The sequence below is a fragment of the Aeromonas sp. s10 genome, from assembly GCF_040907975.1.
Taxonomy (GTDB): Bacteria; Pseudomonadota; Gammaproteobacteria; order Enterobacterales; family Aeromonadaceae; genus Aeromonas; species Aeromonas caviae.
In genome coordinates this window covers 119221-138901 of the sequence record NZ_JBFOCV010000026.1, presented here as the reverse complement: position 1 = coordinate 138901, position 19681 = coordinate 119221, and the positions used below count along the sequence as shown (strand labels likewise).

Genomic DNA, 19681 nt, shown 5'->3' with positions numbered 1-19681 from the left:
CATTGCCCCGAGGAGATCATCATGAGTCGATTCCTGATTGCCGGCGCCACCGGTCTGATTGGCAAAGCCTTGCTGCGCGAGCTGGGGACGGAACACGACCTCCTCCTGCTCTGCCGCAAACCGGGCGATCCCGCTCCGGGACGCACCTGACTGCCCACCTCGTTCGACGCGCTGGACAGATTGACGCTGCCCTCCCCTGTGGACATTGCCTTCTGCTGCCTTGGCACCACCCGCAAGGATGCCGGCTCGGCCGAGGCATTTCGCCGGGTCGATCTCGACTATGTGCTGGCCTTTGCTGCGCTCGCCCGTCTCCACGGCTGCCGCCGCCTGCTGGTGGTCTCCAGTCTGGGCGCCAACCCGGGTTCCCCTGCCCTCTATCCCCGCACCAAGGGCGAGATGGAGCAGGCCCTGCTGGCCCAGGAGTGGCAGCGGCTCGTCATCCTGCGCCCGGCCATGCTGCTCGGCCATCGAGAACCTGCGCGCCGTTCGGAGCAGATCATCCAGGCCATCTATCCGCTGGTCAAGCCCCTGCTGCGCGGGTCGCTGCGCCGCTGGCGTGCCATCGAGGCCAGTCAGGTAGCGCACGCCATGACGCGCCTTGCCATCCAGGAGAGCGGGATAGAGACGGTGGAAAACGAGCACCTGCTCACCCTGTGATGCCCCGTGCCGGGCGAGACGATCACAAAGGGGCGCCACGGCGCCCCTTGTCACAACCCATCACCCGTCAGGTGCCGGCATCGTCTCGCTTGCGGTGCACATCGGGCCGCCCGCCGGTGACCACATCGGCACGCCCCTCTTCCTTGGCTTTTTCCGCACGCTTCTTGCGCATCTCCTTGGGATCGGCGATGAGAGGGCGGTAGATCTCGATGCGATCCCCCTCCTGCACCGACTCTGTGCCCTTCACCGGACGGCTGTAGATACCGAACTTGTTGACCGACAGGTCGATCTCCGGGTGCTTTTGCAGGATGCCGGACTGTTCGATGGCCGCCAGCACGCTGGTCTCGGGCGCGACCCGGATGCACAGCACCGTCTGCCGCTCGGGCAGGGCATAGGCCACTTCGATATTGAGGAGCTCAGACACCGTAAACCACCTTGGCACGATTGGAGAAGGCAAGCACCATGGAGCTCACCAGCTCGCGGAAGATCTGGCCAAAGGCCAGCTCAATGAGTTTGGAGGTGAACTCGAAGTCGAGATCGAACTCCACCTTGCAGGCATCCACGTCCAGGGGCGTGAAGGTCCACCATCCCGCCAGCTTGCTGAAAGGCCCCTCCACCAGCTCCATCTTGATGGTGCGATTGGCATCGAGCTGGTTGCGCGTGGTAAAGGTCTTGGCGATACCTGCCTTGGCCACATCGACCGAGGCCATCATGTAGTCTTCACCTGACTCGTGAACACGGCTGCCGACACAGCCGGGCAGGAACTCAGGATAGGCATCAACATCATTGACCAGCCGGAACATCTGTTCCGCGCTGAACATCACCAGGGCACTGCGAGTAATACGGGGCATGGGTTTTCCTCATCCAATCGGCCCGATTTTATCACCTTGTCAGCCAAAATCACCGCCGAAACTGTTCGCGGGTCACCAAGCAGGGCAATCGCACACTTTCCGGCCAGTGTGGTCCGCTCTCGCACCGCCCTTCCCTCAAAATCGTCATCGAACTGCTCACAAAGCCGCCACTCGGAGCGCTGTGCGTTTTACAGCCGCCGCCACCCACGTATAATGCGCCTTCCTAAACATTGCCTAAGGCCCCCGTCATGAGCAAAAAGAACAGTAAAAACAAAGCCGGGTCCAGCACCATTGCACTCAACAGAACCGCCCGTCACGAGTACTTCATCGAAGAGCGCGTGGAAGCCGGCCTGTCCCTGCAAGGGTGGGAAGTGAAGTCCCTGCGGGCGGGCAAGGCCAACATCAGCGAAGCCTATGTCATCTTCATGCAGGGGGAAGCCTTCCTGTTCGGCTCCAGCTTCCTGCCGCTGAACGCCGCCTCCAGCCACGTGGTATGCGATCCGACCCGCACCCGCAAATTGCTGCTCAGTCGCCGTGAACTCGACAAGCTCGAGAGCCTGACCGCTCGTCAGGGCTACACCATAGTGCCGCTGGCCCTCTACTGGAAAGCGTGCTGGGTCAAGGTCGAGATCGGCCTGGTGAAAGGTAAGAAAGAGCACGACAAGCGGGAAGACACCAAGGCACGGGAATGGGACCGTGAGAAGGCCCGCATCATGAAGAACAAGCACCGCGGTTGATTGTGCGCCGCCGGCCCCCATGCGGCGACCAATAAACCAGCAATCGACCGGCCAAGGCCGGTCGATTGCCATCAACGCCTTGCCATGACAGGATTTTTGCGTACAATCCCTTTTGACAACTTGGGGCTGATTCTGGATTCGACAAGATTCACGAAACCCAAGGTGCATGCCGAGGTGCGGTAGGCCTCGTTAATAAACCGCAAAAAAATAGTCGCAAACGACGAAAACTACGCACTCGCAGCTTAATAACCTGCGCTGAGCCCTTCTCCCCTAGCTTGCCTGTGTCCTAGGGAAATGGAAGGTCATCCTTCACAGGATCGTGTGGAAGTCCTGCTCGGGGCGGAAGCATTAAAACCAATCGAGCTAGTCAATGCGTGGCGTGTCTCTCCGCAGCGTGTTGGCGAATGTAAAGAGTGACTAAGCATGTAGTACCGAGGATGTAGTAATTTTGGACGGGGGTTCAAATCCCCCCAGCTCCACCAAACGTTTGGAAAGGGCCACTTCGCAAGAAGTGGCCCTTTTTGTATCCTTTTTCTGGCTTTCAGAGGATGTAACCGCCCCAAGAGCACAGTGCATGACCAGACCTGAGGCCAAAGGCTCTGCGGGGGGTGGCTGCATTTGACATGGGCCAGCTCCAGGTGGCGTCGCCAGCAAAAACCGGCGAGTGGAGCAGCAATTTGCCCGGGCGCTGTGGGCCACGCCATCAGCCCAGCGCCTCCATGGGGTTGAAACAACCTCGAGGGTTCGCCCCCGAGAATCTTCCACTAGCCGTTGGCAGTGGAAGGCTGGGTCAGATGAACGACGGGATTTTCGGAGAAGAGGTAGCGGTCATCCTCCATTTCGTCATCGAAGATGGTGGCCTGGAAGAGCATCTGCTTGGTGTTCTCCAGGTGCTGCCACATGGCCAGCTTGGCCGCCTGCGGATCCTTGCGCATCAGGGCCTTGAGGATCTGGTCGTGATCGTCGCACCAGCTGGAGATGGCCTTGTCGTCGATATGCTCGTGGAGCTTGCGCCAGTAGGGGTTGCGCTCGCAATGCAGCCAGGGAGCCAGGGCTTCGGGGTGGGCGAGATCGTCGTCAAGCGCGGCTCTGAGGTTGCCTGGTGGTCACGGCAACGCAGCGGATCGAAATCGCCGCCCTGCGGTTGTCCGCCAAACAGGTGATCGACACCACGGCGGCGGGCAACTCCTTCAGCGCCGGTTATCTCGCCGCACGCCTGCAAGGGGCCGACGTCACCCCCGCCGCCGCAGAGGCCATCCGCCAGATGCGCGCGGCCTACCCGGATCTGCTGATCGGGGCCGGCACCGTGCTCAACCGCGAGCAGGTGGATGCGGCCGTTGCGGCGGGTGCCGACTTCATCGTCAGCCCCGGCTTCAACCCGACCACGGTGCAGTACTGCCTGGACAAGGACGTCACCATCATCCCCGGGGTCAACAACCCCAGCCTGGTGGAGCAAGCCATGAAGATGGGGCTTCGCCACCTCAAGTTCTTCCCGGCAGAGCAGTCAGGCGGCACCGCCATGCTCAAGGCCCTGGGCGCCGTCTATCCGGTGCGCTTCATGCCCACCGGCGGCGTGACGCCGGCCAATCTGAAGGAGTATCTGGGGCTGAATGCCGTGATCGCCTGCGGCGGCACCTGGATGGTGCCGGCCAAGTTCATCGACGAGGGCAGGTGGGAAGAGCTGGCCGCCCTGGTAAGATAGGCCGTGGCGGCCCTGTGATCATCGGTTGAGCGAGGGAAGGTCTGCCCTCCCCCGGATGTGTTGAAGAGCCACTTCCCGCGAAGTGGCTTTTTTATGCCCTGCGAGGGCTGGAGATCAATGTGCGGTGCGGTTGCCGCAGTCTGCCAGCGGCTTATTCCCCTGCGGCATCGGGCGTCAACACCAGCCTGCGCCAGGGGCCCGTGATGTCGCAATGACCCGTCTCTTCGGTGTTCTCCCAGCCCAGGCGATGATAGAAAGCCATCGCCGTGGTGTTGCGCATGGCCACCTTGAGGGAGGCCGGGGAGGGGTACCCGGCCAAACCGGCGGCAAGCAAGGCCCGCCCCATGCCCTGCCCGTGCCAGTCCGCCACCACGTAGAGATGATGCACGAAGCTCTCGGCCCCCCAGATGGAGACGAATCCGCACGGGCTGCCCCCTTTCTCCGCCACCCAGATCTCCTCGCCCCGGGTCTGATCGGCAAAATCCTCGAGCCGGAACAGGGCGGGATCAACCCAATGGAAGGCCTGGCGCCTTCCCTTGAGGAAGAGCTGCGCCAGCATGGGCTCATCAGCTTCCGTCATCATTCTGATCATGACACCATCCTTGCGTTGCGTGCTTGTCGCTTCCCACTCTCGATGGATCCCGCCGTGCTGTCAAATCGGCAATGTGGACCCTCTTGAATACGTAACCATGTGACACAGGGCTGCCTATTTTATCGCCTCAGGGGCTATACTGCCGAGGTCCCGTCCATGACTGGTTTGAGGTTCACTGATTTATGGATAACAAGCAAATTGAAGGCAGTATTCTGGTACCCGCCCACATTGACGATGTCTGGCGGGCCTGGACCACAGAGAGCGGGCTGCGCAGTTTTCTGGCGCCGGAGTGCCTCATGGTCCCGGAACCCAACGGACCGTTCGAGATCTATTTCAGACCCGATGCTCCCCTCGGCGAGCGTGGCAGCGAAGGGTGCCGGGTGATGGCGGTCATGCCCCATGATCTGCTCAGCTTCAGCTGGAATTTCCCTCCCCAGTTTCCCCACATTCGTCAACAGAAGACCCAGGTCAGCCTGCGCTTCGTGCCGGAGGGCCAGGGCACCCGGCTCCACTTCCTGCAGACCGGCTGGGCGCAGGATCCGGACTGGGACCAGGGCTATGCCTACTTCCGGGAGGAGTGGCTGGAACTGAGTCTGCCGAGGCTTCAGTACCGTTTCACCCACGGCCCCATCGACTGGAACAACCCGCCGAGCAAGCAGCAGCTGAAATCCCTGGCCCAGTGACGTCCGTTCAAGCGATGGGCATGGCATGAAAAAGGACCCGCTAAGGGTCCTTTTTCATGGATGGGCAGGCGGTCACTCCACCGGCTCTTCATCGAACAGGGGGTGATAGAGCACCTCGCCCCTTACCCCGTCGAGCCCGCCGGGTTGCAACTCCATCGCCATGAAACACTCCGTCGGCACCTCGTAGATGCAGTGCAGGCCGAAGTCGCTGGCAGGCCGAAAGCCGAAACGGGCGTAGTAGGCAGGATCCCCGAGCACCACCACCGCCTTCCAGTCCATCTCCAGTGCCGTGTCCAGCCCTTCCCGCACCAGATCCGAGCCAATGCCCTGCCCCTGCCAGTCGGGATGCACGGCCACGGGTGCCAGTCCCAGCCAGGGCCCTTCCTGTCCCTCAATGGTGATCGGGCTCAGCATCAGGTGCCCCATGAACTCGTACTCTTCCTCCTCGACCATGGTGACCACGGCGGCCCCACATTCTCGCAGGCGGTTGACCAGTTCGGCCTCGTCGGGACGACCAAAGGCGGCACTCACCAGCTCATAGACTGGCAGCATGTCGCCGGGACGCTCGGTTCTCAACATACAGCGTTACTCCTCGTACAGCAGGGCGGCCATTATTCCACAGAAGTGGGGCGCCACTTCACTGCCTTTGTCTGAAAATGGGAGGACGGACTCAGGAAAACGCCTGACAGACCCCGCACCAGGCTTCGCGATGACCGCCCTTGCGCAAGCCATCAGCGTCCGTCGTCAGGCTGTCGCAATCGCCGCAGATAGGCGAGGCCCAGATCCCCGCACTCCTTGAGCAGGGCGCCACCACCATGGGCCTGCACCCCGGGCGCCTCTGGCGCCAGCATGGCCAGGGGATAGCGCCGCACCGTCAGCCCGCTGAGTGTCTGCTCATCCTTTGTCACCTCCCCCGCCATGAAGAGCGCCACCCCCTCATCGTGCAGTATGGCCACAACCACTTCCTCGTCATCCAGCCAGGGGGCCAGCGCCTCTTTGCGTGCATCCGTCAGGCGCGCCGGGCGATCCAGCCGCCAGTGATCGAGCTCGAGGGCGCCATCGACCGGATCTGGCCGACGCCCGTCATGGTGCATGCCAGTCTTTTCCATCACCCGGCCTGAGGCGAGGTTGCCCGGCATGTGGCGGGCGGTGAGGGCAGGCAGGTGCCACTGCTCGAAGGCAAACGCCCTGACCAGGCTCGCGGCCCGGGTGGCCAGCCCCCTGTTCTGCCAGGGCACGCCGACCCACCATGCCAGCTCCCCGTGCCAGTGCAGGGAGAGAGAGCCGACCAGGGGAGCGGGCTCGTCTTCACGCCCCTGGGGCAGAGTCAGGGCCCAGGTGCATCCCAGCCCGAGAGCAGCCTTGCGCCCGCTCAGGGCAAGCCAGTCCCGCGCCGCCTCCGGCGAATAGGGGTGGGGGATGTTGAGGGTATAGCGGGCGAGCGCCGCATCCGAACAATAACGCAGGATGGCGCTCTCATCGCCGGGCAGCAGTGGGCGCAGCACCAGCGCGTCCTGCCCGCCAGGCTCGCGCAGCACCGGGGTCATCAGGCGGCGGGCAAGCAGGCGTTGCAGGGCAACCCCGAGGTCGTCATCGGCACCGAGGCGATGATCCGCCCCCGCGGGCCCCAGGGTGAGCAGGCCGCTCTCTCTGGCCAGGGTCAGCAGGGAGCCGGAGGCAGCGATCAGGATCAGCCGGTCCGGCTGTGTCGCCATCAGCGGGGAGGCGGCCTCCCCCAGCCAGGCGGCAAGCAGGTCGCGGGCAAGGAGAATGCCATCTGGCGGGCTGACCGCCCAGGGTGCCATCTCCCTCGCCTCCCCTTTGCCAAGCAGCAGCCACCAGCGGTTTTCCTGGTGCTGCCAGGCCTGCAACGCCGCTTGCCAGGAGGGGCGCCAGAGCGCACCCTCGATCAACAGATCCATTCCTTCCCCCACATCCGCCCCCCGGATCAGGCACCGGGTGCCCGGGCGGCACCACACTCCTGTCTGAGGCAGCATAAGCAGCTGCCAATGAGTTGTTAAACCATATGTTTACCATGGTTAAACGGCATACCCCATGAAAAAATGCCATATGGCTGACTTGATGGCGGTCACATTCCTTCCTCTCTTCGCTTCCTATCATGCCCCCATCATGGCGTGACCAAAGACGCCCATGAAGGACAACGGATAACAAGAGAACACACTATGCAGCCAACCAGCCCACTCAAAATGGTAGTAGTCAGTACCCTGGCGACCGCCCTGCTGATCTTCGTGGCCCAATCCCTCATCGGGAAGCAGGAGATCAGACTCGGCATCGCCATCATCCCCATCCTGCCCATGCTCTTTGCCGTCATCATCGGCATGATCGTCTCCGCCAAGCCCGTCAAGGATCGCATTCCCGGCTGGAAGAGACTCTTCACCGAGCGAGAAGAGGGCTTCTGCGGCAAGATGGTGGGTTTCAGCCTGCTGATCCTCGGGACCCAGTATGCGGGGATGATCATCCCCAACCTCAAGATGATCCTGAGCGTCGGCGTACCGCTCTTCCTGCAGGAAATAGGCAACCTCCTGCCCATCCTCATCGCCATTCCGCTGGCGGTGAAGTTCGGCTTTGGCCGCCGCGCCATCGGGGCCTGCTCCTCCATCAGCCGTGAACCCTCGGTCGCGGTGATCCAGGGCAAGTTCGGCACCGGCTCCCAGGAGTACATCGGCGTGCTCGCCATCTACCTGTGCGGCTCCGTCATCGGCACCCTCTGGTTCAGCGTGCTCGGCAGCATCGCCCCCCTCACCGGGCTGCATCCTCTGGCCCTGGCCGCCGGTTCCGGCGTGGGATCCGGCTCCATGCTGAGCGCCGCCTCCGGTGCCCTCATCAACGGCCTTGATGAGGCGATGGCCCAGCAGGTGCTCAGCATCGCCGCCGCCTCGAACCTGCTCTCGTCGGCCCTGGGAGCGCTCTCCCTCACCTATCTGGGTCTGCCGCTCGCTGAAAAAATCTATGCCCTGACCGCCAAAGGAGAGAAAGCATGAAAAGCATCGTGATGGATATGCGCTTCGTCTTCCTGGCGATCCTGCTGGCCATGTTCACCCAGACCCTGACCTCGGGCCTGCCGCTGTGGCAGATGGGGGACAGCTTCGTCGCCATGTCCCTGGTGGTGTTCGCCTCCCTGGTGACCAAGCGCTATCTGCCCTCCTCCCTGCCAGCCTTTGCCTATGCCACCATCATCGGCATTCTCATCTGCCTGCCCGAGACCCCGGTGCGCGGCCTCTTCATCGATGCCGTGGCCAAGATCTCCTTCCTCTCCTGCTGCGTGCCGCTCCTGGCCTTCGCCGGCCTCTCGGTGGGCGGTCAACTGGAGGAGCTCAAGAAGATGTCGTGGAAGGTGATCCTCATCTTCATGATCGTCTCCACCTGCTGCTTCTTTGGCGCCTCCCTGGTTGCCCAGCTCGGTTTCTCCATTCAAGGGATCATCTGATGAACCACTACCATATCGAACCTGACCTGTTGGCCCTGCGCGACTTCAGCTACGAAGTGCGCCACCACCTGCACCGCATCCCGGAATACTCCGGGGCCGAGTTCAAGACCTCTGCCTACTGCCGTGGGTTGATGGAAGAGTTCGGCTACAGGATCACCCTGTATCCCGGCTTCACCGGTTTTCACGGGGATCTGGCGGTCGACCCCACCCTGCCCACCATTGCCTTTCGTGCCGACATGGATGGCCTGGAGATGCACGACATGAGCGAGGTGACGTTCAAATCCACCCATGAGGGGATGGCCCACAACTGCGGCCACGACTCCCACATGGCGATCGCTCTGACCGCCGCCAATTTTCTGGCCGCCAACCGCGAGCGCCTGCGGTACAACGTCCGCTTCATCTTCCAGATGGCGGAAGAGGACATGCGTGTCCCCGGGGCCGAAAAGATGGTGGAGCTTGGCTGCATGAAGGGGGTGGACGAGGTCTATGCCCTGCACAACGACGGCGCCATGGAGACGGGCACCATCAAGTTCAACCAGGGGGTCATGTCCTCCTGGGGATCTGCCTGGACGCTCGATGTGCACGGCATCTCCGCCCACGGCTCCACCCCTCACAAGGGGCTGGATGCCATCCGGGAGGCGGTGCGGATCATCGAGGACATGGACTACATCGTCGCCAAGCGCACCAGCCCGTTCAGCCCGGCGGTCTTTGGTTGCGGCATGATCAACGGCGGCACCATTCCCAACGCCATCGCCGATCATGTGCAGGCCCGTGGCACCATCCGCGCCATGGACGCCGAAACCGACCAGATCCTGAAAAACAGCTTCAGGGACATCATCGCCCAGAGCGAGCTGCGCGGCTTCAAGACCACCATGGTCCATGCCGGCTACCCGGCAGTGGAGAACCACCCCCAGGCCTGCGAGCGCCTGCAACAAGCCGCCTCGGATGTGTTGTCCAGCGACGGGATCAACGCAAAGGGCCAGCCCATGACCGGCAGCGAGGACTTCAGCTACATGATCAACGCCACGCCAAGCCGCATGGGGGCCATGTTCTTCCTCGGCAGCGGCAATCAGGCCAAGGGGGTCTGCAACTACCTGCACGCGAACCCCTATTACCTGGACGACGACTGCCTGCTGGTGGGAGCCCAGATCTTCGTCAATCTGGCGACCAGGGTCGACTGACGGGCCAGGGGGATCTGCCACTGCCAGCACCACGTCAATCCCCTACTACCCGGACGACGACTGCCTGCTGGTGGGAGCCCAGATCTTCGTCAATCTGGCGACCCGAACCCCCTAAGCAGCAAGGGGGCTGCCGCACCCCGAGGCCATGCTGGATGATGGCGATCTGCTGCTCGGCACCCGGAGCGCCGTCAATCTGGTGACCACGACAGCCGGGAGAGAGGGATCACCGGGAAAAGGCAGCACAGGACACCACTTACCACAAAAAAGAGAGGCCACTGGCCTCTCTTTTTTGCATCTATGCAGCACCTCTGACTCCCCCTGACGGCCTTCAGAGCCAGGGCAGGGTCGCAGACGGGGCGGGCGTTCCCTGGTTGAGCAGCGCCAGCTGCACCGTCTCCCGGCTCACATGGGGGGCATAGAGGTGGATGAAGTCGTACATGTAGTCCCGCAGGTGGGCGTGCCTGCGCAGGCACACATGGGCCACGCTCGAGGCGATCAGATGATCGATGTTGAGGCAGACCAGGCTCTCCCTGTCCCCTTCGTCGAACGCCGAGGTGGCGATCACCCCGACTCCCATCCCCAGGCGCACATAGTGCTTGATGATGTCGCTGTCGGTGGCCGTCAGCACGATGCGGGGGCTGAGACCATGGCGACCGAACGCCTTGTCCATCTTGGATCGGCCGGTGAAACCGAACACATAGGTGATGAGGGGATACCGGGCCAGATCCGCCATGGCCAGCGGCTGGCAGTCCAGCAGCGGATGGCCGTGGGGCACCACCACGCTGCGCCCCCAGCGATAGCAGGGCACGGTCGCCAGCTCGTCGAACAGGTGCATGGACTCGGTGGCGATGGCCATCTCCACATCCCCGTTTTGCGCCATCTGCGCCAGTTGTGCAGGGGCTCCCTGATGCAGCTGGATGCTCACCTCGGGGTAGCGGCGGGAGAATTCGGTAATGACCGCCGGCAGCTTGTAGCGGGCCATGGTGTGGGTGGTGGCGATGCGCAGCACCCCGCTGGTGGCCAGCTGATCCCCGAGGGAAAGCTGACCAATCTGCTCCACCTGGGCCACCACTCCCCTGGCCAGCTCCATCACCTGCTCCCCCATGGGGGTCAGGCCCGCCAGGTTCTTGCCCTTGCGGGTAAACAGCGCCAGCCCCAGCTCCTCTTCCAGCATCTTCATCTGCTTGCTGAGGGTCGGCTGGGAGGTATAGAGCTTCTCCGCCGTCGCCGAGATGTTGAAGTTGTTCTTCACTATCTCGGTGAAGTTCTTGAGCCGGGCGATGTTCATCAGGGCGCCAGGCGCTCGATGTGCCAGCCGTCCCCCTCGCGGGTGTAATAGAAGCGATCGTGCAGACGATGCTCCCCGCCCTGCCAGAACTCGACGGTGTCGATGCGCACCCGGAAACCACCCCAGAAGCTCGGCAGCGGCACTTCGCCATTGGCAAACTTCTGCTTGAGTTCGAGGAACTTGGCCTCCAGCACGCCACGGGCCGAGATGCGGGTCGACTGTTTGGAGACCCAGGCGGCGATCTGGCTGTCCTTGGGACGGCTGTGGAAATACTTCATCACCTCGAAGGTGCTCATCTTCTCCACCCGACCGGTCACGTGCACCTGTCTGTCCAGGGTATGCCAGGGGAAGAGCAGGCTGATACGGGGGTTGCCCTCCAGCTGATGCGCCTTGCGGCTGCCCATGTTGGTGTAGAACACCATGCCTTCGGCATCGTAGTGCTTGAGCAGCACGGTGCGCTGCCAGGGCTGGCCATCGGCATCCACGGTGCCCACCACCATGGCGGTGGGATCGGTCAGTTTGGCCTCGCACGCCTGGGCCAGCCACTTCTCGAACAGGGCGAGGGGCTCGGCCGGCAGATCGGCCCGGTGCAGTCCACCCCTGGTGTATTCGCGACGCAGATCAGCCACATCCATCATCTTGATTTTCCTTCTCTCTTTCTCTGCCGCCCGTGCGGCGATGGGTGCAGGCATTGTGCGACGAGCGCGCCATGGGTACAAGCCTCGGGGCGGCCAAATGGCGGAGCAAAAAAGAGGGAGGCCCATGCCTCCCTCTTTATGCCGATGACCGTCAGCCTACTGCTTGCCGTCAACCGGCGGGCAATGGGCCAGCATGCGCCGGTTGTAGTCCGCCGCATAGGCGCTCAGCCTGGCATGGGCCTCCTTCTGATCCGGCTTGATGACATCCCCGAATCCATCGAGATAGCGCACGCCGCAGCGGGCCTTGGCCGCCGCCTGCTGATCCGCCGCGATCCCGGGCGCCACCTCGCCGCGCCCGGCCCGCACGATCAGCCGGTAATCCTGCCTGGCAAGGCTGGCGCTGACCGCCTGATCCAGGGTGTCTGCATCGGCCTGACAACCGCCGAGCAGGGTGAGCAGCAGCACCCCGGCCAGTCTCATGCCCGCCTCCGCTGCCAGCCCAGCAACGCCAGGGCCAGGGTCCAGAAGCCGAGGGCCCCGCCGCCACCGCTTCCCCCCTCTTCACCGCGCTGGGTGACCGAGAGCTTGAGGGGACTGATGGCGAAGAAGATGTTGTCGCTGCACGCCACCTTCAAGCGGGCAGTGCCGTCTTGGCCCGCCGGGATGGTGACGCTCGCCGAGCCCGAGTTGGGTTTGCCGCTGGCAAGGGAAGTCCAGTTTGCCCCCTCGTCCCGGGTCATGAAGAGATCCACCTTGCTGCAGTTGATGGGGGCGGCATTGGTGCCGGCCACTTCCCAACTGATGGTCTGCGTCTTGCCCGCCCCCAGGGGGGTCACCACCGGGCTGGTCAGGGTAAAGGCCTTGCCGGTGTTGACCACCTGGATCTTCATGTCATCGCTGGCGACACCGCCCTTGCCGTCCCGCGCCGTGAGGCGGAAGTTCAGGTCCCGGTTGGTGGCAGGCCAGGCCTCCCCTATCGCCAGGGTGTTGGTGAGCAGGGAGGTGAGACTCGGCAGGGTGCGCTCCGGCACGCTGGTCGGCGCCACGAAACGGAACAGCGGACGGCTGCCGTCATCCACCATAGTGGCCGGACTGCTCGACTCCGTCCCCAGATCGATCTGCTCCCAGGTGTAATTCAGCGGATCGCCGTCAAGATCGGCCCCCGCCCCCTTGAGCACGAAGGGGGTGTTGGCAGGGATGACGTAGTCATTGCCTGCCGCCACCTGGGGCGCATTGTTGACCAGCGCCAACGGGGTGCCGCAATTTGGCTCCGTGGCCATGTGGGCCCGCATCTGCTCGATGGACTTGCTGTGGAAATAGGGCTCGCTGTGGGGCTGCAGATCTTCGTCTCCGCAGATCCCCGCATAGGCCATGATGGAGCTGCCGCTGCCCGGCTCCCAGGCCTGGCTTGGTTCCCGGTTGCCGCCGCCACAACTGCCTGTGGTGCCGTTGAAGGTGTGGTCTGCCCCGAACTGGTGACCAATCTCGTGGGCTACGTAGTCGATGAAGAAGGCATCCCCCACCGGCTCGGAGGAGCCCGTCATCCCCGCCGATTTTTCGTCGGTACAGAGTACGCCCAGTCCCGCCAGGCCACCGCCACCGGTATTGACCACATGGCCGATGTCGAAGGCCCCCAGACCCTTGGTCAGGGCATCGGCCTGCACCTGCATGTTGGCATCCACATCGCCGTCATCATTGTTGAAGGGATCGTTCGCCACGTCGGTGAAGATGATGGTGTCGTTGCCGCTGGCCAGCTGGAATTCGGCCGCCACGTCACGCTGGTAGACCTCGTTGACCCGGTTGAGCAGGGTGGTGATGGCGCCAAGACCCGCCTCCACGGTACCGCCGTGATACTGGGTATACTCCCCCGCCGCCGAGATGGCGATGACATAACGCTTGCGCTCGTTGCCATCCACCAGCACCTGGCGGGCCAGCTTTTTGGCCTCGCCCCCGATCACCTTGTCCGCCTCTTCTTCCAGCCGGCTGTGGGCATCCTGCTGGTAATAGACGGCATAGCCTTCCCCATTGCGAAGGGGATCGACGAACACCATCTTCCCTTCATGGCTGAACATGGCGTGGAATCCCTGGGGACCGAGATCGAAGCGCCCGGTCTCGCCCGGCGCCGCGTCGTTGTACCCCTTGAAGGCCAGGATATCGGGATATTTGGCGGCCAGATCCGCCGGCAGCAGATCATAGGGTTGCAGACTGAAGGTCACCTCCTTGCCATCCGGCAGAGGCAGAGTCAGGCGGCGCTCGCCCCCCTTCAGGGCAGCCAGGTAATCGGTGGAGACGGTGACGATGCGATACTGGCTGGCCCTCACCTCGTACCCATCGGCGGCGGTGGCCCGCGCCGTGACCGTATGCCACTCGCCGGCCATCAGGTTGCCGGACGTCATCAGACCCGCCACCAGCACCGCCAGCGGAGAATATTTCATCAACTGCATCTTTTTAATTCCTTTTTAAACGGATTCACCTGAACTGCCACGGCATCATTTGCCCGCTGGTCCGATTAGTCCAGCAACATCCTCTGTACATTCCCCGAATGGGGAAGGTTGCACCAATGCAGACTAGCCCCTATCATGGCGCGGATTTGTCCGTTCCAGAACCCCTCTTCGACGGGGCCGGTTCACTCTTTCTTTGGCCAAGGTTAATCTCATGCTCAAGTCCCCACTGTTGCCCCGTTTCGGGGATCTGGTCGTTGCCATCGTTGACGATGTGCTGGGTCAGGGTCTTACCCTCGACCGCGCCTATGCACGTCACTTCTCCGGCATCGAACTCAAACCGCAAGAACAGGCAAGGATTGCCCTGGTCACCGGCGATCTGCTGCGCCGCCTCAGCCTCTACTGCTTCCTCACCGGCATCCAGGTCCGTCAGGCGGAGAAGAATGTCTGGCCGCTGCTGCACAGCTGGCACGCCTTCCACAAGATAGATCAGCCCAACCACCCGACCCTGGATCGCTTCAACGAGGAGGCGTTCCGCCGCCGCCTGACCGAGGCCAAGAAGAACCCGGTGCTGATGGACGGCTGCCCTGCCTGGCTGGAAAAACTCGGCAGCGAGCAACTGGGCGACGCCTGGCCGGCCGAGCGTGCCGCCCTGGCCTGGATGCCCAAGCGTTACCTGCGGGTCAACACCCTCAAGTGCACCCGGGACGAGCTGCAAGCCATGCTGGCCAAAGAGCATGTCACCACAGTGCCCGTCGACGGAGTGGAGACCGCCTTGCAAGTGACCTCGGACGCCGCCCTGTTCCGTACCCAGGCCTTTGCCGATGGCTGCTTCGAGCAGCAGGATGCCGGCTCCCAGCTGGTGGCCGCGGCCCTCGACGTCAAGCCCGGCATGCGGGTCATCGACGCCTGTGCCGGTGCCGGCGGCAAGACCCTGCACCTGGCCGCCATGATGCAGGGCAAGGGCCGTCTGCTGGCCATGGACGTGGAAGAGTGGAAACTGGAGAACCTCAAGCAGCGCGCCCGCCGCGCCGGTGCCCACAACGTGGAGACCCGGGTCATCACCAGCAGCAAGACCGTCAAGCGCCTGAAAGAAAGCGCCGATCGCGTGCTGCTGGACGTCCCCTGCTCCGGCCTTGGCGTGCTCAAGCGCAACCCGGATGCCAAGTGGCGCGACACCGCCGAGCGCCTGCCGGTGCTGGTCGCCCTGCAAGAGGAGATCCTGCAGCGCTACAGCCAGATGGTGAAGGTGGGCGGCCTGCTGGTCTACGCCACCTGCTCCATCCTGCCCGAGGAGAACCGCCAGCAGGTGGACAAGTTCCTCGCCGCCAACGAGCACTTCCGCCTGATCGGCGATCACAACGTCAGCCCGGCCGAGACCGGCTTCGACGGCTTCTACATGGCGCGCCTCGAACGCATCGCCTGATGTCTGTCGTGGGCACAAAGAAAAGGGGAGCCAGTGGCTCCCCTTTTTGCATGGTATGGATGCGGCCTTATTCGGCGGCAGCGTCATCCTGCTTGTGCTTGGCGGCAGTTTCCTTGATCAGGGTCTGCAGCTCGCCGGCCTGGAACATCTCGATCATGATGTCGCAACCACCGACCAGCTCGCCCTCGACCCACAGTTGCGGGAAGGTGGGCCAGTTGGCGAATTTCGGCAGCTCGGCGCGGATGTCCGGGTTCTGCAGGATGTCGACATAGGCGAAAGGCTCGCCGCAGGACATCAGGGCCTGGGAGGCCTGGGCAGAGAAACCGCAGCTGGGCAGCTTGGGGGATCCCTTCATGTAGAGGATGATGGGATTCTCAGCCAACTGCTGTTTGATCTTTTCAATAGTTTCCATAAATGCCTCACTGGAGCGATTTCGGCGGCCATTCTACTGTAATCCGGGCAGACCACAAACTGGCAAACCGTTGCGAATGAAAGAAGTCATGCATCAATACGCCGCAGCTTGATCCGGATCATGGCAAGAATCAAGGGTTGTTCGCCCATCTTTGATACTGCTACAATCGACGGGCTTTGGGCCGTCTGGCCCCCTCATTTCAAGAACAATTCTTTTCAAGATAGAAAAGAGTACGCAATGTCTTGCAACCGTCGCCTTCGCACGGACCAGCCAATGGAGAGTAGAAAATGGCTTTCGAACTTCCCGCTCTGCCCTATGCAATCAATGCTCTGGAACCGCACATCTCCCAGGAAACCCTGGAATACCACCATGGCAAGCACCACAACACCTACGTGGTCAACCTGAACAACCTGGTGCCGGGTACCGAGTTTGAAGGCAAGTCTCTGGAAGAGATCATCAAGACCTCCACTGGTGGCGTCTTCAACAACGCTGCCCAGATCTGGAACCACACCTTCTACTGGCACTGCCTCTCCCCGAACGGCGGTGGCGAGCCCACTGGCGCCCTGGCCGATGCCATCACCAAGGCCTTCGGCTCCTTCGCCGAGTTCAAGGATGCGTTCACCAAGTCTGCCATCGGCAACTTCGGCTCCAGCTGGACCTGGCTGGTGAAAAAGGCTGACGGCTCCCTGGCCATCGTCAACACCTCCAACGCCGGTTGCCCGCTGACCGAAGCCGGTACCACCCCGCTGCTGACCGTCGACCTGTGGGAACACGCCTACTACATCGATTTCCGCAACCTGCGTCCGAAGTACATGGAAACCTTCTGGGCCCTGGTCAACTGGGAATTCGTGGCCAAGAACCTGGCTGCCTGATAAGCCTTTCTTGCCAAAACGCCCCGCACTTGCGGGGCGTTTTTTTATGGTCGAATACCTGCCATCGACAACAAAGGCGCCCGCAGGCGCCTTGTGGAAGATGACCGTGCTTACTGGTCTATCTCGTCCATGTAATCGTCGAGGTTGCCATCATCAGCCGCCTCTGGCTTCTGCTCCTGGAGCTCGGGTTTGCGGCCCGTCACCTTGCCATCGTTGTACTGCAAGTAGAAGTCCTTGGTCAGGGCGTAAGGATCCAGCGCGTTGTCGATGATGCGCTCCTGATCGATCAGCTTGGAGCGGGTACCGAGGCCATCCAGCGCCCAGTGCACCACCTTCAGCGGGAAGGTCAGCAGGGCATAGGGGAAGTAGATGGTATCGATGGTATCCCCCACCAGTTGCCGGGTGGTAGTGGGACCGTAGACCGGCACCATCAGATAGGCGCCATCCCCGATGTCGGCCTTGCCGAGCACGGTATCCATCTCCAGCGTGTTGCGAGCCAGGCCCGCATGCTTGGCCACGTCGAACAGACCGAGCAGGCCCACAGTGGTGTTGAGGGTGAAGCGGCCCAGGTTGGTACCGGCCCCTTTCAGATCACCCACCAGCAGGTGGTTTACCATGCTGCTCGGCTCGTCGAAGTTGTCCACGAAATTCTCGATGCTGTCCCTCACCCCTTGCGGGACATAGCGGGCATAGCCGTGTACCACGGGGCGCGCCACATAGGGCTCCAGCACGTCATAGTTGACGGCCCACATGGCACGGTTGGGCCCCTGGAAGGGGTCGCGAGGATCGCTGGCCGTGCTGGATGCCCCGGGGCGGCTCGGGGTCTCGCCGAGATCCAGGCTCTCCGGGCCCGGCTTGGGAGGGCCGCCCGCACAGCCCGCGAGCAGCAATGCCACCGCCAATGCTCCTGAACGCAGATACATATGAAAGTCCTAAGATTTTTTTGGGTATTGATATGAATTATACAGGGGGCCCACCCCAAGGGGTGGGCCAAAAGCGTATTAGAGGGCGTGATCGATGCGGATGTCAATCGGCGCTGTGGGGATGGTGCTGGTCGGCACGGTGACCGAAACCCCTTCAAAGGCGCCTTCCTTGTTCATGACGTTGCCGCCCCGGGAGAGGCGCGCCTTGAACTGCAGCTCGGCATGGGCCGCCAGCTTGCTCCCCTCCATCATGGCATCCCCGTCCCCCAGGGAGAGGGTGAGCGGGAGATGCGGGCCTGCAATGCGCTTGACCGCGATGGGCATGGGCGGACCGTTGGGGATCACCGCAAAGACGAACAGATGGGCATCTTCCGGCATCTTGATGCCCGGCGCCAGGGTGATGTGCAGGGGGAACTCCCCCTCTTTCACCGCCAGCACCTCGGCTTGTGCCTGGCCTTCGGCAGACGGGGTGGTCACGGCGATGCCACGCTGGCCAAGCTGCTGCCTGGCGTACTCCATGGAGCGCTCCACCATGGTGTAGCGGGCCGAGCCCGGCTCCAGCAGCGGCAACATCCCCTGCCAGCGGTCGAGGGCGGTCTGGAAATCCTCTTTTTGCAGGGCCATGAAGGCGTGGACGGAGCGAGCCTCGATGTTGGCCGGGTCCTCGGCAATGACCGCCTGCAACAGCTGATCCGCACGGGCTTCCTCCCCCGTCATCATCAGGGCCTGGGCATAGGGCACCGCCACCATGGCCTTCTGGGGCGCGAGAGCGTAAGCACGCTCCAGCGCCTCGCGAGCCATCTCGGGATCATTGCCATCCAGGGTCAGGCGCCCCAGCAGCAGCCAGCCACGGTAGTCGTTCGGTTCTTCTTTCAGCCGGGTTCGCAGGGCCAGGGTGAAGTCCAGCAGATCCTGCTCGGTCACCCGGGTGTCGCGCTCCACCAGGATGCGATTGCTGAGCTCCCCCAACCGGCTGCTGGCATACTGCCAGCGGCTCACCTCCTGCCAGGCGCCGAGCTTGGCGTAGAGGCCGATGCTCACCACCGCCAGCACCAGCACACCGGGGATCCAGATCAGGCTCTTGCCGCCACGGGCGGTCTGCTCCACGTCGGGAATGTCGTCCAGGAGGCTGCGCTGCAGCTCCACCAGGGATTCCGGCTCCTCCGCCAGTATCCCCTGCTCCCGCTCCTCCCCTATCTCCAGCAGGCGCTGGCGATAGAGCTGCTTGTTGAGGGCCGAGCGACTGATGCTCTGCCTGCCCTCGCCGCGCCACAGCGGCACGATCAGCGCCAGGCTCGCCAGCACCAGCAGGGCCGCACCCAGTATCCAGAATGGGGTCATGGTTTCTCTTCCTCTTTGAGCAGGGCGGACAGCCTGGCCTGCTCTTCTGCACTCAGGGTGCCTTCAGGCTGTTGCAAGGGAGCAGGGGCATGGCGGCGGCTTCGCACCACCACGGTGACGACGCCAATCACGATGACCAGCAAGGGGCCAAGCCAGAGGATCAGGGTCGAGGCCATCAGGGGGGGATCATAGAGAATGAAGTTGCCGTAGCGGGCCACCATGTAGTCCACCACTTCCTGCTTCTCCTTGCCCTCGCGCACCATCTGGTAGGTCTTGTCCCGCAGATCCTTGGCGAGCCCGGCGTTGGAATCCGCGATGTCCTGGTTCTGGCACTTGGGGCAGCGCAGCTCCTTAGTCAGCTCGCGAAAGGTCTGCTCCTGGGCCTCGCTCTCGAAGGTGTAGACATCGATGGCGGCGCGGGCCTGTCCGGCGCAGACGAGACCGGCCAGCAGCAACAGGGATGCAATCAGTGTTTTCATCGGGGAGGCC

Annotated in this window: 22 protein-coding genes, 1 other RNA gene and 1 pseudogene; 10 read left to right on the top strand and 14 right to left on the bottom strand. The window is 62.9% G+C overall.

Going from position 1 to position 19681, the window contains the following annotated elements; genetic code table 11:
• The first annotated feature begins 21 nt into the window (after positions 1-21).
• Positions 22-657 (top strand): annotated as a pseudogene (locus AB5Y59_RS06640) (NAD-dependent epimerase/dehydratase family protein).
• 67 nt (positions 658-724) lie between these two features.
• Here the strand turns inward: AB5Y59_RS06640 and AB5Y59_RS06635 are convergent.
• Together AB5Y59_RS06635 and AB5Y59_RS06630 are read right to left on the bottom strand one after the other, a co-directional pair.
• Positions 725-1081: an RnfH family protein gene (locus tag AB5Y59_RS06635; protein WP_039039886.1), complete on the bottom strand. Its 357-nt coding sequence runs from the start codon at positions 1079-1081 to the stop codon at positions 725-727.
• Positions 1074-1508 carry an SRPBCC family protein gene (locus tag AB5Y59_RS06630; RefSeq protein ID WP_010673974.1) on the bottom strand — a complete coding sequence of 145 codons (435 nt, stop codon included), beginning with the start codon at positions 1506-1508 and terminating at the stop codon, positions 1074-1076. Before AB5Y59_RS06630 ends, AB5Y59_RS06635 begins: the two co-directional genes overlap by 8 nt.
• Positions 1509-1756: 248 nt before the next feature.
• On the opposite strand from AB5Y59_RS06630, the gene smpB reads away from it, so the two are divergent.
• Together smpB and ssrA are read left to right on the top strand one after the other, a co-directional pair.
• Positions 1757-2245 (top strand): SsrA-binding protein SmpB, encoded by a 489-nt coding sequence (gene smpB, locus AB5Y59_RS06625; RefSeq protein ID WP_010673973.1) that lies wholly within the window; start codon positions 1757-1759, stop codon positions 2243-2245.
• Between the two features lie 122 nt (positions 2246-2367).
• Positions 2368-2727, top strand: a transfer-messenger RNA (tmRNA) gene (gene ssrA, locus AB5Y59_RS06620).
• 282 nt (positions 2728-3009) lie between these two features.
• Here the strand turns inward: ssrA and AB5Y59_RS06615 are convergent.
• Positions 3010-3285 carry an FCD domain-containing protein gene (locus AB5Y59_RS06615; protein WP_225160059.1) on the bottom strand — a complete coding sequence of 92 codons (276 nt, stop codon included), beginning with the start codon at positions 3283-3285 and terminating at the stop codon, positions 3010-3012.
• 62 nt (positions 3286-3347) lie between these two features.
• Between AB5Y59_RS06615 and eda the strand changes: the two genes are divergently transcribed.
• Positions 3348-3947, top strand: coding sequence for a bifunctional 4-hydroxy-2-oxoglutarate aldolase/2-dehydro-3-deoxy-phosphogluconate aldolase (gene eda, locus AB5Y59_RS06610; RefSeq protein WP_368211687.1), 600 nt, complete (start codon positions 3348-3350; stop codon positions 3945-3947).
• A 151-nt stretch (positions 3948-4098) separates the two neighbouring features.
• Here the strand turns inward: eda and AB5Y59_RS06605 are convergent, their stop codons facing one another.
• Positions 4099-4539 (bottom strand): GNAT family N-acetyltransferase, encoded by a 441-nt coding sequence (locus AB5Y59_RS06605; protein ID WP_128342902.1) that lies wholly within the window; start codon positions 4537-4539, stop codon positions 4099-4101.
• A 182-nt stretch (positions 4540-4721) separates the two neighbouring features.
• On the opposite strand from AB5Y59_RS06605, the gene AB5Y59_RS06600 reads away from it, so the two are divergent.
• Positions 4722-5222 (top strand): SRPBCC domain-containing protein, encoded by a 501-nt coding sequence (locus tag AB5Y59_RS06600; RefSeq protein WP_041212648.1) that lies wholly within the window; start codon positions 4722-4724, stop codon positions 5220-5222.
• 72 nt (positions 5223-5294) lie between these two features.
• On the opposite strand, the gene AB5Y59_RS06595 is transcribed toward AB5Y59_RS06600, so the two are convergent.
• Both AB5Y59_RS06595 and AB5Y59_RS06590 read right to left on the bottom strand, forming a co-directional pair.
• Positions 5295-5801, bottom strand: a complete 507-nt coding sequence (locus AB5Y59_RS06595; protein ID WP_010673966.1) for a GNAT family N-acetyltransferase — start codon at positions 5799-5801, stop codon at positions 5295-5297.
• Positions 5802-5953: 152 nt separating this feature from the next.
• The gene (locus tag AB5Y59_RS06590) at positions 5954-7144 is read right to left on the bottom strand and encodes a GNAT family N-acetyltransferase (RefSeq protein ID WP_368211686.1); all 1191 of its coding nucleotides are present in this window, start codon (positions 7142-7144) and stop codon (positions 5954-5956) included.
• Between the two features lie 285 nt (positions 7145-7429).
• Here AB5Y59_RS06590 and AB5Y59_RS06585 point away from each other — a divergent pair, with 285 nt between their 5' ends.
• From AB5Y59_RS06585 to AB5Y59_RS06575, 3 genes are read left to right on the top strand one after another with little or no spacing between them, the layout of a single operon-like run.
• Positions 7430-8224, top strand: a complete 795-nt coding sequence (locus tag AB5Y59_RS06585; protein WP_323926701.1) for a DUF3100 domain-containing protein — start codon at positions 7430-7432, stop codon at positions 8222-8224.
• The gene (locus AB5Y59_RS06580; RefSeq protein ID WP_042016367.1) at positions 8221-8670 is read left to right on the top strand and encodes a hypothetical protein; all 450 of its coding nucleotides are present in this window, start codon (positions 8221-8223) and stop codon (positions 8668-8670) included. Before AB5Y59_RS06585 ends, AB5Y59_RS06580 begins: the two co-directional genes overlap by 4 nt.
• The gene (locus tag AB5Y59_RS06575) at positions 8670-9851 is read left to right on the top strand and encodes a M20 family metallopeptidase (RefSeq protein WP_368211684.1); all 1182 of its coding nucleotides are present in this window, start codon (positions 8670-8672) and stop codon (positions 9849-9851) included. Before AB5Y59_RS06580 ends, AB5Y59_RS06575 begins: the two co-directional genes overlap by 1 nt.
• Positions 9852-10179: 328 nt before the next feature.
• Here the strand turns inward: AB5Y59_RS06575 and AB5Y59_RS06570 are convergent, their stop codons facing one another.
• From AB5Y59_RS06570 to AB5Y59_RS06555, 4 genes are all read right to left on the bottom strand, one after another.
• Positions 10180-11139, bottom strand: coding sequence for a LysR substrate-binding domain-containing protein (locus tag AB5Y59_RS06570; RefSeq protein ID WP_010673960.1), 960 nt, complete (start codon positions 11137-11139; stop codon positions 10180-10182).
• The gene (pdxH, locus tag AB5Y59_RS06565) at positions 11139-11777 is read right to left on the bottom strand and encodes a pyridoxamine 5'-phosphate oxidase (RefSeq protein WP_010673959.1); all 639 of its coding nucleotides are present in this window, start codon (positions 11775-11777) and stop codon (positions 11139-11141) included. Before pdxH ends, AB5Y59_RS06570 begins: the two co-directional genes overlap by 1 nt.
• Before the next feature lie 156 nt (positions 11778-11933).
• A complete protein-coding gene (locus AB5Y59_RS06560) occupies positions 11934-12257 on the bottom strand; it encodes a hypothetical protein (protein ID WP_039039894.1) in 324 nt (107 codons plus the stop codon).
• Positions 12254-14221, bottom strand: coding sequence for a reprolysin-like metallopeptidase (locus AB5Y59_RS06555; protein ID WP_368211682.1), 1968 nt, complete (start codon positions 14219-14221; stop codon positions 12254-12256). The genes AB5Y59_RS06560 and AB5Y59_RS06555 overlap by 4 nt, the downstream gene beginning before the upstream one ends.
• Positions 14222-14432: 211 nt before the next feature.
• Here AB5Y59_RS06555 and AB5Y59_RS06550 point away from each other — a divergent pair, with 211 nt between their 5' ends.
• The gene (locus AB5Y59_RS06550; protein WP_010673956.1) at positions 14433-15644 is read left to right on the top strand and encodes an RsmB/NOP family class I SAM-dependent RNA methyltransferase; all 1212 of its coding nucleotides are present in this window, start codon (positions 14433-14435) and stop codon (positions 15642-15644) included.
• A gap of 67 nt (positions 15645-15711) precedes the next feature.
• On the opposite strand, the gene AB5Y59_RS06545 is transcribed toward AB5Y59_RS06550, so the two are convergent.
• Positions 15712-16056: a Grx4 family monothiol glutaredoxin gene (locus AB5Y59_RS06545; protein WP_010673955.1), complete on the bottom strand. Its 345-nt coding sequence runs from the start codon at positions 16054-16056 to the stop codon at positions 15712-15714.
• A 287-nt stretch (positions 16057-16343) separates the two neighbouring features.
• Here AB5Y59_RS06545 and sodB point away from each other — a divergent pair, with 287 nt between their 5' ends.
• The gene (gene sodB, locus AB5Y59_RS06540) at positions 16344-16928 is read left to right on the top strand and encodes a superoxide dismutase [Fe] (RefSeq protein ID WP_010673954.1); all 585 of its coding nucleotides are present in this window, start codon (positions 16344-16346) and stop codon (positions 16926-16928) included.
• A 110-nt stretch (positions 16929-17038) separates the two neighbouring features.
• On the opposite strand, the gene AB5Y59_RS06535 is transcribed toward sodB, so the two are convergent.
• The 3 genes from AB5Y59_RS06535 to AB5Y59_RS06525 form a co-directional block, all read right to left on the bottom strand.
• A complete protein-coding gene (locus tag AB5Y59_RS06535; RefSeq protein ID WP_029314176.1) occupies positions 17039-17851 on the bottom strand; it encodes a VacJ family lipoprotein in 813 nt (270 codons plus the stop codon).
• A gap of 78 nt (positions 17852-17929) precedes the next feature.
• On the bottom strand, positions 17930-19192 hold the full coding sequence (ccmI, locus tag AB5Y59_RS06530; RefSeq protein WP_045525220.1) for a c-type cytochrome biogenesis protein CcmI: 1263 nt from the start codon (positions 19190-19192) through the stop codon (positions 17930-17932).
• The gene (locus AB5Y59_RS06525; protein ID WP_045525218.1) at positions 19189-19671 is read right to left on the bottom strand and encodes a cytochrome c-type biogenesis protein; all 483 of its coding nucleotides are present in this window, start codon (positions 19669-19671) and stop codon (positions 19189-19191) included. Before AB5Y59_RS06525 ends, ccmI begins: the two co-directional genes overlap by 4 nt.
• Positions 19672-19681 lie beyond the last annotated feature (10 nt).

What these genes read in the sequence shown, in the direction of transcription:
- AB5Y59_RS06630 (WP_010673974.1), bottom strand. Translation starts at nt 1,508, where the DNA reads ATGCCCCGTATTACTCGCAGTGCCCTGGTGATGTTCAGCGCGGAACAG.
- smpB (WP_010673973.1), top strand. Translation starts at nt 1,757, where the DNA reads ATGAGCAAAAAGAACAGTAAAAACAAAGCCGGGTCCAGCACCATTGCA.
- AB5Y59_RS06605 (WP_128342902.1), bottom strand. Translation starts at nt 4,539, where the DNA reads ATGATCAGAATGATGACGGAAGCTGATGAGCCCATGCTGGCGCAGCTC.
- AB5Y59_RS06600 (WP_041212648.1), top strand. Translation starts at nt 4,722, where the DNA reads ATGGATAACAAGCAAATTGAAGGCAGTATTCTGGTACCCGCCCACATT.
- AB5Y59_RS06595 (WP_010673966.1), bottom strand. Translation starts at nt 5,801, where the DNA reads ATGTTGAGAACCGAGCGTCCCGGCGACATGCTGCCAGTCTATGAGCTG.
- AB5Y59_RS06590 (WP_368211686.1), bottom strand. Translation starts at nt 7,144, where the DNA reads ATGGATCTGTTGATCGAGGGTGCGCTCTGGCGCCCCTCCTGGCAAGCG.
- AB5Y59_RS06585 (WP_323926701.1), top strand. Translation starts at nt 7,430, where the DNA reads ATGGTAGTAGTCAGTACCCTGGCGACCGCCCTGCTGATCTTCGTGGCC.
- AB5Y59_RS06580 (WP_042016367.1), top strand. Translation starts at nt 8,221, where the DNA reads ATGAAAAGCATCGTGATGGATATGCGCTTCGTCTTCCTGGCGATCCTG.
- AB5Y59_RS06575 (WP_368211684.1), top strand. Translation starts at nt 8,670, where the DNA reads ATGAACCACTACCATATCGAACCTGACCTGTTGGCCCTGCGCGACTTC.
- AB5Y59_RS06570 (WP_010673960.1), bottom strand. Translation starts at nt 11,139, where the DNA reads ATGAACATCGCCCGGCTCAAGAACTTCACCGAGATAGTGAAGAACAAC.
- pdxH (WP_010673959.1), bottom strand. Translation starts at nt 11,777, where the DNA reads ATGATGGATGTGGCTGATCTGCGTCGCGAATACACCAGGGGTGGACTG.
- AB5Y59_RS06560 (WP_039039894.1), bottom strand. Translation starts at nt 12,257, where the DNA reads ATGAGACTGGCCGGGGTGCTGCTGCTCACCCTGCTCGGCGGTTGTCAG.
- AB5Y59_RS06555 (WP_368211682.1), bottom strand. Translation starts at nt 14,221, where the DNA reads ATGCAGTTGATGAAATATTCTCCGCTGGCGGTGCTGGTGGCGGGTCTG.
- AB5Y59_RS06550 (WP_010673956.1), top strand. Translation starts at nt 14,433, where the DNA reads ATGCTCAAGTCCCCACTGTTGCCCCGTTTCGGGGATCTGGTCGTTGCC.
- AB5Y59_RS06545 (WP_010673955.1), bottom strand. Translation starts at nt 16,056, where the DNA reads ATGGAAACTATTGAAAAGATCAAACAGCAGTTGGCTGAGAATCCCATC.
- sodB (WP_010673954.1), top strand. Translation starts at nt 16,344, where the DNA reads ATGGCTTTCGAACTTCCCGCTCTGCCCTATGCAATCAATGCTCTGGAA.
- AB5Y59_RS06535 (WP_029314176.1), bottom strand. Translation starts at nt 17,851, where the DNA reads ATGTATCTGCGTTCAGGAGCATTGGCGGTGGCATTGCTGCTCGCGGGC.
- ccmI (WP_045525220.1), bottom strand. Translation starts at nt 19,192, where the DNA reads ATGACCCCATTCTGGATACTGGGTGCGGCCCTGCTGGTGCTGGCGAGC.
- AB5Y59_RS06525 (WP_045525218.1), bottom strand. Translation starts at nt 19,671, where the DNA reads ATGAAAACACTGATTGCATCCCTGTTGCTGCTGGCCGGTCTCGTCTGC.